This is a genomic window from Pseudomonas fluorescens, from assembly GCF_902498195.1.
In the GTDB taxonomy this organism is placed as follows: Bacteria; Pseudomonadota; Gammaproteobacteria; order Pseudomonadales; family Pseudomonadaceae; genus Aquipseudomonas; species Aquipseudomonas fluorescens_BU.
The window spans coordinates 315971-328706 of the sequence record NZ_CABVIY010000005.1; the positions used below are offsets into that span (position 1 = coordinate 315971).

Annotated in this window: 10 protein-coding genes; 1 reads left to right on the top strand and 9 read right to left on the bottom strand. The window is 60.7% G+C overall.

Features of this window, described 5'->3' with window-relative positions; all coding sequences use genetic code 11:
- Positions 1–276: 276 nt before the first annotated feature.
- The 8 genes from F8N66_RS20180 to F8N66_RS20215 form a co-directional block, all read right to left on the bottom strand.
- On the bottom strand, positions 277–1881 hold the full coding sequence (locus tag F8N66_RS20180) for an AAA family ATPase (protein WP_150771869.1): 1605 nt from the start codon (positions 1879–1881) through the stop codon (positions 277–279).
- Positions 1882–1891: 10 nt separating this feature from the next.
- Positions 1892–2992: a 3-dehydroquinate synthase gene (aroB, locus tag F8N66_RS20185; RefSeq protein WP_150771870.1), complete on the bottom strand. Its 1101-nt coding sequence runs from the start codon at positions 2990–2992 to the stop codon at positions 1892–1894.
- A gap of 151 nt (positions 2993–3143) precedes the next feature.
- Positions 3144–3662 (bottom strand): shikimate kinase AroK, encoded by a 519-nt coding sequence (gene aroK / locus F8N66_RS20190; RefSeq protein ID WP_015093141.1) that lies wholly within the window; start codon positions 3660–3662, stop codon positions 3144–3146.
- A 4-nt stretch (positions 3663–3666) separates the two neighbouring features.
- Positions 3667–5736: a type IV pilus secretin PilQ family protein gene (gene pilQ / locus F8N66_RS20195; protein ID WP_150771871.1), complete on the bottom strand. Its 2070-nt coding sequence runs from the start codon at positions 5734–5736 to the stop codon at positions 3667–3669.
- A 13-nt stretch (positions 5737–5749) separates the two neighbouring features.
- The gene (locus tag F8N66_RS20200; protein WP_150771872.1) at positions 5750–6277 is read right to left on the bottom strand and encodes a pilus assembly protein PilP; all 528 of its coding nucleotides are present in this window, start codon (positions 6275–6277) and stop codon (positions 5750–5752) included.
- The gene (pilO, locus tag F8N66_RS20205; RefSeq protein ID WP_150771873.1) at positions 6274–6897 is read right to left on the bottom strand and encodes a type 4a pilus biogenesis protein PilO; all 624 of its coding nucleotides are present in this window, start codon (positions 6895–6897) and stop codon (positions 6274–6276) included. Before pilO ends, F8N66_RS20200 begins: the two co-directional genes overlap by 4 nt.
- Positions 6894–7451 carry a PilN domain-containing protein gene (locus tag F8N66_RS20210; RefSeq protein ID WP_150771874.1) on the bottom strand — a complete coding sequence of 186 codons (558 nt, stop codon included), beginning with the start codon at positions 7449–7451 and terminating at the stop codon, positions 6894–6896. Before F8N66_RS20210 ends, pilO begins: the two co-directional genes overlap by 4 nt.
- Entirely contained in the window at positions 7451–8512 is a 1062-nt protein-coding gene (locus tag F8N66_RS20215; protein ID WP_150771875.1) for a pilus assembly protein PilM, read from the bottom strand. Before F8N66_RS20215 ends, F8N66_RS20210 begins: the two co-directional genes overlap by 1 nt.
- A 247-nt stretch (positions 8513–8759) precedes the next feature.
- On the opposite strand from F8N66_RS20215, the gene F8N66_RS20220 reads away from it, so the two are divergent.
- Complete coding sequence (locus F8N66_RS20220; RefSeq protein ID WP_412070747.1) at positions 8760–11168, top strand: penicillin-binding protein 1A; 2409 nt, start codon at positions 8760–8762, stop codon at positions 11166–11168.
- A gap of 133 nt (positions 11169–11301) precedes the next feature.
- Here F8N66_RS20220 and F8N66_RS20225 read toward each other — a convergent pair whose 3' ends face one another.
- A complete protein-coding gene (locus tag F8N66_RS20225) occupies positions 11302–12570 on the bottom strand; it encodes a malic enzyme-like NAD(P)-binding protein (RefSeq protein ID WP_150771877.1) in 1269 nt (422 codons plus the stop codon).
- Positions 12571–12736 lie beyond the last annotated feature (166 nt).

Below are 12736 nucleotides of genomic sequence, written 5' to 3' on the forward strand. Positions count from 1 at the left end.
ACGTACGCCAGCTTTGCGGGGGCAAAAGGGAGGTCATTGTACACACCGACACAGAGGCTCACAAATTTGACGACGAAATGTCGCAAATCTATGTCGCATTTGTGAAAGGTTTAAAGCGATCTGCTGTGCTAGTCAAAACTTTTTTAATTTTGACCGCAACGACTCAAAGACTACTGTGACGCAGACACCACAAGGCACGCGGCCTGAAGAGGCGGCGCGCACTTGCAGAAATTTTGAGGTGCCGGGAGAGGCGGCCTGGGTAAGGCCGCCGAATCTTCAGCGAGCTGTTGCCAGTTCCTGTTGGACACTGGCGACAGAGCGTGGCCAAGGTTTACCAGCCTGAACCTTCGCTGGCAAGGCCTTGATGGCGGTTACGGCTGCATCGCGGTTGGCGAAATTACCGTAGGTGATGACAAAAAGCGGCTTGCCATTGAGGACTTTCTTGAAATAACGGTACTCGCCGCCCTGCTCCTTGACGAAGTTTTGAGCGGTCGCTTCGGAGCTGGTGCCGAGGATCTGCACCACGTAGTTGCCCGGCGCTTGCCCGGCGTACCAGGTGCCACCGGCGGTCTTGGCTGGCGCGACGGGCTTCTCGGCAGGCTTGGCGGTCGCGACAACGGCTGGCTTGGCTGGGGCTGGAGCAGGCTTGGCGGCTGGAGCCGGAGCCGGAGCCGGCGTTGGCTTGGCGGTTGCGACCTGGGTCGGCGCAGGCGTCGGCTTGGCTGCCGGTGTCGGTGTCGGCGCAGGGCCGGCCGCGACGCCCGCTGGAGGCGCGATCGTGGTCACGGTCGGCGGTGTGGCGCTGGAACCCTCCACCGGCACGCCATCGTCGCCCTCGGTGATGCCACCGGCGGCTTCGGCCAGCGGACCACGCATGACCGGCTGCGAATTACCGACCAACGGCAATGGCATCGGCTGCGTGTTGCCAGCGAATTCGACGGCCGGAGCGCCGCCACTTTGTGGCTGCCCCTGACCAAGCGGCAGTTGTGCCTGTTCGTTGGCTGGTGCACCCGTGGTCGGTGCCTTGCTGCGACCCGGCATCAACCAGGCGGCGGCTACCGCGACCACAACGACGGCGGAAATCGCCAATACGTGTTTCTTCGGCATATTGAACCCCATACTTGGACGCTTGACCGCTGAGCGGCTGGCAATCATGGCTTCGATCATGGCATCGCGGGCAACCTGATTGATGTTGCCAGGCCAACCCTCGGAGCTTTCGTGAATATCAGAGATCTGATCCGCGGTGAAAAGTTCGATACCCCGACCCGCGCCCTCTAGACGCTGGTCCAGATATTCGCGGGTTTCTTCTTCGGTGTAAGGCTGCAATTCGATGACGTGGAAGCGCTCTTCTTCAAGCTGCAAAGCCTCAAGCTGAGCAATCAGCGACGACTCACCGAACAGGAACACATGCGGACGACCTTCCGGTGCACCAGCGGCCAACGCCATCAACGCTTCGAGCCCGGACTCGTCCAGTTGCTCGGCGTCATCCACCAGCAGGTAGACGGACTGCCCCGTGAGAGCAAGTTGCACGACCTGGTCCAGGATGGCACCGGTCTCGGCCTGGGCAATATCCAGCGCCTGGGCCACCTGGCGCAACACGCCCGCCGAATCACCCGCGCCACGGGCGGAAACCACCACACTCTGCACGGACTGCTTGTTGGTGCTGGCCACCAGGGCCTGGCGCAACAGGGTCTTGCCACTGCCTTGCGGGCCGGTGACCACCAACAGCAACTGGCTATAACGCGCCAGGTGATGCAATTGCCCCAGGACCGGCTTGCGCTGGGCCGGGAAAAACTTGAAGCCAGGCACCCGGGGAGCGAATGGGTCATGGTTCAACTGGTAATGGCCGAGGAAAGCCTCGTCGGCATGCAAACTAGTCATCGCGATCTTATTAACCTTTAAGCTGAGCCAGAGCGCGGTAATCCGCTCCCAGCGTGGCCTGTAGAACCTCTTTCGGATAATCGTCGGTCACCACCGCTTCGCCCATGCGGCGCAGCAGCACCAGGCGCAAACGACCGTCGATCACTTTTTTATCAATAGCCATGTGTTCGAGGAAATCGGCTTGGGTCATCTCTTCGGGCGGGATTACGGGCAAGCCGGCACGCTGGAACAGGCGAATGCCGCGATCACGCTCCTGCTCGCTGATCCAGCCCAGGCGTGCGGACATCTCCAAAGCCATCACAGTGCCAGCAGCGACCGCTTCGCCATGCAGCCAGACACCGTAGCCCATATGGGTTTCGATGGCGTGACCAAAGGTATGGCCCAGGTTGAGCGTGGCGCGCACCCCGGTCTCTTTTTCATCGGCCCCGACCACAGCGGCCTTGGCCGCGCAGGAGCGTTCGATGGCATAGGTCAGGGCTTGCTGATCCAGGTTGCGCAAGCGATCGACGTTGTCTTCAAGCCAGGTCAGGAACGGCTCGTCGCAGATCAGCCCGTACTTGATGACTTCAGCCAGGCCGGCGGACAGCTCGCGGGCCGGCAGGGTGTTGAGCGAAGCGGTATCGATCAGCACGACATTCGGCTGATAGAACGCGCCGACCATGTTCTTGCCCAGCGGGTGATTGATCCCGGTCTTGCCGCCGACCGAAGAGTCGACTTGCGACAGCAACGTGGTCGGCACCTGGATGAAATCGACGCCGCGCTGGTAGCAGGCCGCCGCAAAACCGGCCATGTCGCCGATCACGCCGCCACCGAGGGCGATCACCGTGGTGCGACGGTCGTGCCGTGCGGTCAGCAGACCATCGAAAATCAGTTGCAGGGTTTCCCAGGTCTTGAAGGCTTCACCATCGGGCAGTACCACGGAAATCACCGAGAACTGCGCGAGGCTGCGGGTCAGACGTTCGAGATAGAGCGGCGCGACGGTTTCGTTGGAGATAATCGCCACTTGCCGTCCGCGAATATGCGGGGCCAGTAGCTCAGGCCGGTCCAACAAACCTTCGCCAATATGAATCGGGTAGCTGCGCTCGCCTAGATCGACCTTGAGTGTCTGCATGTGTCCCCACAGTGAAGATGGAATCAGGCATCCTGCCTTGAGTTAACGAATGTCCACGGCCTCAACTGGTGTGACGCCGTTCGGTAGCCGCTCGCCACAACCTTGAGCGGTCGCGGCAGGACGCCGAGGATAGCGCATTTCGCGCCGCGCATTAACGGGGAGGCAGTTGCTGCAAGCGCTCGAGAATATCGAGCACGACCATTCGCGGCGGCCGCTCATCGGTTTCCACCACCAGATCGGCGATTTCCCGATAAAGCGGATCACGGATCGCCAGCAGATCCCGAAGGGTCTTCGCTGGATCGGCGGTGCGCAATAATGGCCGGTTGCGATCGCGGGCTGTGCGACCAACCTGCTGCTCGACCGAGGCATGCAGATAGACCACCCGTCCGCCGGCATGCAGCGCCCGACGATTGGCTTCGCGCATGACGGCGCCACCACCGGTCGCCAGTACCACGCCGTCGTAATCGCACAGCTCGGCAATCATCGCCTGCTCGCGGTCACGGAAGCCGGGCTCGCCTTCCTTATCGAAGATCCATGGGATATTGGCGCCCGTGCGTAATTCAATTTCCTTATCGGAATCTTTGAATGGCAAGCGCAGCTCTTTGGCCAGCAACCGGCCGATGGTGCTTTTTCCAGCCCCCATCGGTCCTACAAGAATCAAATTTCGCACAGAATCAACGACTCACAGCAATCGCCTGGTTATTCATGATACGCGGTGTGAGAAACACCAACAGCTCGGATTTTTTCTCCGAAACCACGTCACGCCGGAAAAGGCGGCCAAGATACGGCACATCGCCAAGAAATGGCACCTTATCTACAACCTTGCTTTGAGTATTTGAGAAAACGCCCCCAATCACGATGGTCTCGCCGTCATTGACCAGCACCTTGGCATTGACCTCGTTTTTCTTGATGGGCGGTACATCCTGCACTTTGTTCAGGTAGTCCGGTTCATCCTTGGTGACCTTGACCTCCATGATGATCCGGTTGTCTGGGGTGATTTGCGGCGTCACTTCCAGCGACAGCGACGCCTCCTTGAACGACACCGAGGTTGCGCCGCTGGAGCTGGCCTCCTGATAGGGAATTTCGGTGCCCTTGAGGATCTTTGCCGTTTCCTTGTCGGACGTGACCACCTTGGGTTGCGAGACGATTTCGCCGTTGCCGGTTTTCTCCATGGCGGTCAGTTCGAGGTCGAGCAAGACGTTATCGGTGATGAATGCGATGCCGATCCCCGAGGTATTCCCCGTCGCGCCCAAGTCGACGAACGGCGAATTGGTACTGGTGCTGCCGGGCGTACCGATGGTCGACGACGGGTTGGTGCCGTTGCTCACGCCCGACGTGTTCCAGTTGCCCTTGTTCTGGATCGACCCGCCCCAGCGCACGCCAAGGCTCTTGTCGTAGTCGACGTTGGCCTCGACGATTCGCGCCTCGATCATCACCTGGCGCACCGGGATGTCCAGCTGCGCCACGATTCGGCGCAACTCGTCGAGGCGATCCTGGGTCTGGTAGGCAATGATGTTGTTGGTCCGCTCGTCGACGGTGATCGAACCCCGTTCGTCGACTTTCGCCTCGGCACTGGTGACCGACTGGAACAGCTTGGCGATGTCGGCCGCCTTGGCGTAATTGACCTGAAGCAACTCGCGTCGCAGTGGCGCCAGGTCGGCGATCTGCTTCTGCGACTCCAGCTCCTGGCGTTCGCGGGCGGCGATTTCATCAGCCGGCGCCACCAGCAGGACGTTGCCAATCTTGCGTTTGTCCAGCCCCTTGGTCTTCAACACCAGGTCCAGCGCCTGGTCCCAGGGTACGTTTTGCAGGCGCAGCGTGATGCCACCTTGCACCGTGTCGCTGGCCACCAGGTTGAGGTTGGTGAAATCGGCGATCAGCTGCAGCACCGAACGCACATCAATGTCCTGGAAATTCAGCGAGAGTTTTTCACCGCTGTAGGCGTAACGGTCGGCGTTACGCTTCTGCAAGTCATCGACGGTCATCGGGCGAATGCTGACGGTCAGCTTGTTGTCGGTCTGATAGGTCGAGTAATCGAAGGCACCGCTGGGTTCGATGGTGATCGTGGCCCGGTCGCCCGTGGCGCTGGCATTGACGAACTGTACCGGCGTGGCGAAATCCTTGACGTCCAGGCGCACGCGCAGCGGCTCGGGCAATCGGGTCCTGGCGAAACCGAGCACAATCTTGCCCTCGCGCTCCTGGATGTCCGGCGCAATGGACGGGTCCGATAAATCGATCACCACATTGCCTTCGCCCTGGGTGCCGCGCTGGAAATCCACCGCCCGAATAGCCTTCGCCGTCGGTGCAGGCGCACGCGCCGGGGTCGGCACAACCGCAACCGGCGCACTGGACGCTTTGCTTTTGGCGCCCTGGCCAACCACCACAAACAGATTGTTGCCTTCGACGCGCGTGTCGTAAGGCGTCAATTGCGTCAGGTTGATGATCAGTCGCGTGCGATCCTTGGTTTCGACGACCGTCGCACTTCGGGCATTGCCGCTGCCCAGGTCACGCGTCTTGTTCGCCAGTTGACTGACGACACCAGGCATATCCAGCGCGATCCGTGCAGGAGATTCCGTCGTATACCCGTGTGGCGCCGGCGGCTGTCCATCGAACGCCAGCTTCAACTCGACACGGTCCCCAGGCAGCGCGGCGACATCCAGCGCCTTGAGATTGGCCGCTTGTACCATCGGCGACAGCAACGCTATCCATAGCGACAGTCCGAGGGTGGAGAAAATCCTGTTCATTGTTCGAGTTCCACTATGAGTGTTCTTTCAAAGGGAGGGTCCGCGGCCGCTCCAGCCACGCACCTTCGCCGTCCGGGACAATTTCGACCACATCGACCTGCGAGGCGTTGATCGCGACGATCCGACCATCGTTACGCCCCAGGTAGTCGCCGACTTTCAGCCGGTGCACCCCGCCAGCCCCGCGCAGCAACGCAAAGGAGCCGGCTGCGTTGGAGATCGTGCCAACCATTTCAAACTGTTCGATGTTGAAACCTTCGAGGTACTGCTTGACCCGATTGGGGTCTGGCTTGACGTCGCGCGAGCCGTGCCGCTGGCCAGCCAGGTCGACCCTGACCTGCCGGGAAAACGGGCTGCGCAGGTTGACGGCGCTGTAGGTGAATGTCGGGTAAGACCGGAACGTGGGCGTTGGTTCAATCTTGCCCGGTACCCGCAGGCGCATTTCGTTCATGTAGGCATCCAGGTCGCTGAAGTCATCACTGCCACCACAGCCCGCCAGGACGGCCAATGCCACGGCCAGGGAAAAAATCCGAATCGGGCTCATGGATGCAGCCCCTTGTCGTTGTAGCGATAGGTCTTGGCCAAAATGCTCATGCGCAATTTAGGCCCACTCTCGGGATCCACCGGTGCGAGGTCAAAATCATGCAGGGTGACAATTCGCGGCAGGCCGGCCACACCGCTGACGAACGTGGCCAGGTCGTGATAGGCGCCGGTGACGGTAATCTGGATCGGCAGTTCGATGTAGAACGGCTGGGTGACCTCGGGCAACAGCTTGATTTCTTCGAATTCCAGGCCACTGCCCAGGCCGGTGCGGGTGATGTCTTCCAGCAGGCCGGGCACTTCGGTGTCACTGGGCAGTTGCCGCAGCAGCACGCCAAAGGAGTTCTCCATCTCCTTCATCTGCTGGGTGTAGAGCTCCAGATTCGCGGCCATATGGGCTTTGGTGGCGAATTGCTCCTTGAGGGTCGATTCTTCCTCGCGCTTGAGCTGGAGCTGGCTCTCAAGCTCGCTGGTAGAAAAACTGTAGCCCAGCGCCAACACCAGCAGCAGGACCAATGCGCCCACCAACACCTTGATCGCTGGCGGCCATGAACCGATGTTGTTGGTGTCCAGATCGTTGATGTCGATCCTGCGCAGCCCTTCAATCCATGCGGACAGGCTCATTTTCCGTCCTCCACGACGGCAGGCTGGGTCTGACGAACGGTCAACTGAAAAACGTTGGCCTGGTCGGCGGTGTTCGCCTTGACTTCAGTCAGGCTGGGCGCATCGAACCAGTCTGACGCCTCCAGATTGCGCATCAGGTCGGAAACACGGTTGTTGGATTCCGCCGCGCCGGTGATGGACAAGGCTTTGCCGGACATTGTCACTTCCGTGAAATACACCCCGTCGGGCAGGGTCCTGGCCAACTGGTCAAAAATTCGCCCGCTGATCGGCCGATTGCCTTGCAGGTCCTGGATAATGCGCATGCGTTCGACCAATTGCTGGCGACGGGCCTTGAGGTCACTGATCTGCTTGATCCGTTCGTCGACCACGACGATCTGCTTGCCGATATAGTCATTTCGGGCGACCTGCCGGTCTATCGCGTGACTGATCGCCTGGTTGGCGATCAGCACCGCGCCCGCCGCCCCCACCAAGACCGCGACCAGAATCAGCAAGAAACGCTTGCGGCGCTCTTCACGCAGCTCCTCGCGCCAGGGTAAGAGATTGATCCGTGCCATCAGTCGAAGCTCCTGAGCGCCAGCCCGCAGGCGATCATCATGGCCGGTGCATCGCTGGCCAGCGCCACGGCGTTGACCTTGCTGCCCAGGGTCATCTCCGCAAAAGGGTTGGCCACTTGCGTCGGCGTGCCCAGCTGCTGCTCGATCAGCCGGTCCAGCCCGGCCACTGACGCCGTGCCGCCGGCCAGCACGATGTGATCGACCGCGTGGTACTGACCGGAAGCGAAGAAAAACTGCAACGAACGCGAGACCTGTTGCACCAAAGCCTCGCGAAAGGGCTGCAAGACTTCGCTGACATAGTCGCTCGGCAAGCCGCCCTGCTTCTTCGCCAGCCCCGCCTGCTCAACGGTCAGGCCATATCGCCGCTGAATCTCTTCGGTCAATTGGCGGCCGCCGAACAATTGCTCGCGGGTGTAGATGATTCGCCCGCCCAGCAACACGCTCAGGGTCGTCATGGTCGCGCCGATGTCGACCACCGCCACCAGACGCTCCCGGGAAACCTCCAGTTGATTGGCCAGCAGGCCGAAGGATCGCTCCAGGGCATAGGCTTCCACGTCGACCACACGAGCGGTCAGGCCTGCCAGGATCAGGGCCGCCTCACGAACCTCGACGTTTTCCTTGCGACAGGCGGCAAGCAGCACATTGACCCGCTCGGGGTTGCGCACGGAGGCACCCTGGACTTCGAAATCGATGGCGACTTCATCCAGGGGATATGGGATGTATTGATCGGCCTCGATCTTCAGCTGGCTTTCCATCTCTTCATCGGAAAGGCCGGCATCCATTTCGATGACCTTGGTGATGACCGCCGATCCGGCAACCGCCACCGCCACGTTCTTCAGGCCGGTCCTGGCCTTGATCAACACGCGGGAGAGTGCTTGGCCCACACCGTCGAGTTCGGCGATGTTTTTTTCGGTGACCGCGTTGGCGGGCAGCGGTTCGACCGCATACGCCTCGACCCTATAGCGGTCACCCTGGCGGCTCAGTTCCAGCAGCTTTACCGATGTGGAGCTGATGTCGATACCCAAAAGCGTATTGGCTTTTTTGTTGAAGAGTCCTGGCACTAGCAATTCCCTATGACTATCCGTGAGTTACGGACTCTGTAATGTCTATTGCGTTCCATCCACCCGTCTTGACAGCAGCCGTTCATGACGCCTGCGATGGAAAAATGCTTATAATGCCCAGCGTTTTTTTCCGGTTTTTCTCAAGCGCGGGTCGTTCGCCTTTAGCCTGAACCCTGATGCCTAATTCATTCTTTGCCCTGGATATCCAAAAGCCTTGATTCGTCTGCTGAAATTTTTCGGTTGGTCCATCGTCGCGGTTTTCTGCGGACTGCTTCTGGGTCTGAGCGGGGCGTTTCTTTACCTTAGCCCCGGTTTGCCATCCGTGGAGGCGCTGAGAAGTATTCAGTTGCAGATTCCGCTGCGGGTCTACAGCAGCGACAACAAGCTGATCGCAGAGTTCGGCGAAATGCGCCGCACACCCATCCGTTTCGCCGACATTCCCCCCAATTTCATCAATGCGTTACTAAGTGCTGAAGACGATAATTTCGCCAACCACTACGGCGTCGACCCGAGCAGCCTGATGCGCGCGGCAACCCAATTGGTCAAAAGCGGGCACATCCAGTCCGGCGGCAGCACCATCACCATGCAGGTGGCGAAGAACTTCTTCCTGACCAGCGAACGCAGCTTTTCGCGCAAAACCACTGAAATCCTCCTGGCCCTGCAGATCGAACGGCAGCTGACCAAGGACGAAATCCTCGAGCTGTACGTCAACAAAATCTATCTGGGCAACCGCGCCTACGGCATCGAGGCGGCGGCGCAGGTCTACTATGGCAAGTCGATTCGCGACGTCAGCCTGGCGCAGATGGCGATGATCGCCGGCCTGCCGAAAGCCCCGTCACGCTTCAACCCGCTCGCCAACCCGGCCCGCAGCAAGGAACGTCGCGACTGGATCCTGGGGCGCATGCACAAGCTGGGCAAAATCAGCGAAGCCGATTACACCGCCGCGATCAACGAGCCGTTGAACGCCAGCTATCACGTGCCGACGCCGGAAGTGAATGCCCCGTACATCGCCGAAATGGCCCGCGCCGAAATGGTCGGTCGTTATGGCAGCGACGCCTACACCGAAGGTTTCCGCGTCACCACCACGGTGCCGAGCAACCTGCAGGAAATGGCCAATACCGCCCTCCATGAAGGCTTGATGACCTACGACCAGCGCCACGGCTATCGCGGACCTGAGTCGCGCCTGCCGGGCAAGACCCGCGAAGCCTGGGCAGCCGAACTGACCAAGCAACGCACCATCAGCAGCCTTGAGCCGGCCATCGTCACCCAGGTCGACAAGAACGGTCTGCAGGTACTGACCCGCACCGGCAGCGAACATGTCAGCTGGGACACCATGAAATGGGCTCGCCCGTTCCTGAACACCAACAGCATGGGCGCCAATCCGAAGCAGCCGTCGGACGTGGCCCAGGTCGGCGACCTGGTCCGCGTACAGCGCCAGCCTGACGATTCGCTGAAGTTCAGCCAGATCCCGCAAGCCCAGGGTGCGCTGGTGTCCCTGGATCCGCAGAACGGTGCGATCCGCTCGCTGGTTGGCGGTTTTGCCTTCGAGCAGAGCAATTACAACCGCGCCTTGCAGGCCAAGCGCCAGCCGGGTTCGAGCTTCAAGCCATTCGTCTACAGCGCCGCCCTGGACAACGGCTACACCGCCGCCAGCCTGGTGAACGATGCGCCGATCGTGTTCGTCGACGAGTACCTGGACAAGGTCTGGCGTCCGAAAAACGATACCAACACCTTCCTCGGCCCGATCCGCCTGCGCGAAGCGCTGTACAAGTCGCGCAACCTGGTGTCGATCCGCCTGCTGCAAGCGCTGGGCGTCGACCGCACCATCGACTACATCAGCAAGTTCGGCTTCAACAAGCAGGACTTGCCGCGCAACCTGTCCCTGGCCCTGGGCACCGCGACCCTGACCCCGATGGAAATCGCCACCGGCTGGAGCACCTTCGCCAACGGCGGCTACAAAATCACCCCGTACATCATCGACAAGATCGAAAGCCGAAACGGCGACACGCTGTTCGTCGCCAACCCGCCGAGCGTTCCAAAGGGTGGCGCCGCCAGTGATGGCATTGCCGCACCGGTCGCCGAGGCCTTTACGGTCAACGCCACGCCAGGCGAAGCACCGGGCGCCCAGCCGGCACCACAGGCACCGGCGGTGGCCGAACGTATCGTCGATGGCCGCACCACTTACATCCTCAACAGCATGCTCGAGGATGTGATCAAGCTCGGTACCGGCCGTCGCGCACTGGCCCTGGGCCGCGGCGACATCGCCGGCAAGACCGGCACCACCAACGAATCCAAGGACGCCTGGTTCTCCGGCTACAACGCCGATTACGTGACCACGGTCTGGACCGGCTTCGACCAGCCTGAAAGCCTCGGCCGCAAGGAGTTCGGCGGTACCGTCGCACTGCCGATCTGGATGAACTACATGGGTGCCGCGCTGAAGGGGCTGCCGCCCCACACGCAGCCGGAGCCCGAAGGCATCCTGAGCCTGCGCGTCGACCCGATCAGCGGCCGCGCAGCCACCCCAGGTACGCCTGGCGCCTACTTCGAGCTGTTCAAGGCCGAAGACACGCCACCGTCGGCCAACGAACTGGGCAATGGCAGTGCACCAGGCAGCCCGCTGCCGGCGGACGAAGCGGCGCCGATCGATTTGTTCTAGAGCAGCGGCAAGCTTCAAGCTGCAAGCCACAAGAAGCACAGCGCTCTTCGCCTTTACTTGCAGCTTGTAACTTGCCGCTTTAGCCCATAAAAAAACCCAGCGCTTGGCTGGGTTTTTTTATGGGTGTCTGCTTTTAACCGTTGAACACGTCATCCACGCTTTTCAGCGGGTAGTTCTTCGGATACGGCAGGGTGGCCACGCCGGTCTCGATGGCAGCCTTGGCCACGGCATCGGAGATCAAGGTGATCAGACGGGCATCCATTGGTTTCGGAATGATGTACTCACGACCGAATTCCAGCTTGATGCCGCCGTAGGCGTCGCACACTTCCTGAGGCACGGGCAGCTTGGCCAGTTCGCGCAGGGCGTTGGCTGCAGCCACTTTCATTTCTTCGTTGATGCGCTTGGCGCGAACGTCCAGGGCACCACGGAAGATGAACGGGAAGCCCAGTACGTTGTTGACCTGGTTCGGGTAGTCCGAACGGCCAGTGGCCATGATCACGTCGTTACGAGTGGCGTGGGCCAGCTCTGGGGAGATCTCCGGATCCGGGTTCGAGCACGCGAACACGATCGGGTTGGCCGCCATCGACAACAGGCCTTCAGGGCTCAGCAGGTTCGGGCCGGACAGGCCAACGAACACGTCTGCACCTTGCAGGGCGTCAGCCAGGGTGCGCTTGTCGGTCGCGTGAGCGAAGACAGCCTTGTACTGGTTCAGATCGTCACGGCCGGAGTGGATCACGCCGGTACGGTCGATCATGTAGATGTTTTCGATGTTGGCGCCCATGCTCACCAGCAATTTCATGCAGGAGATGGCGGCCGCACCGGCGCCCAGGCAGACGATCTTGGCTTCCGGCAGGGTTTTGCCAGCGATTTCCAGGGCGTTGATCATACCGGCCGCCGTCACGATGGCGGTGCCGTGCTGGTCATCGTGGAACACTGGAATGTCGCACTGTTCGATCAGGGCGCGTTCAATCTCGAAGCACTCTGGAGCCTTGATGTCTTCCAGGTTGATGCCACCGAACGTGATGGAGATGCGCTTGACGGTGTCGATGAAGGCTTGCGGGCTTTCGGAGTCGACTTCGATGTCGAAAACGTCGATGCCGGCGAAGCGCTTGAACAGCACGCCCTTGCCTTCCATCACTGGCTTGGAAGCCAGTGGGCCGAGGTTACCCAGGCCGAGAATCGCGGTGCCATCGGAAATGACTGCAACCAGGTTGCCTTTGCCGGTGTATTTGTAGGCCAGTTCAGGATCGCGGGCGATTTCGCGCACTGGCTCGGCTACGCCGGGGCTGTAGGCCAGCGACAGGTCGCGGGCGGTAGCGGTGGCCTTGGTGAGCTCGACGCTCAGCTTCCCTGGACGAGGATTGGCGTGATATTCGAGAGCGGCAGTTTTCAAATCAGACATGTGGGCATTCCGCTTTTACTGTTGGACAGACTGGTCAGCGAGGATACGCGCCTCGCAAAATCCCCACAAGACTGACCAGTCACCCCTGTCAAGCGCCCTGCCCTACGACTTTGGCCCAAGAGCCGCGGAACATAAGGGATCGACTGTTCACAATCGACTTAAAAAA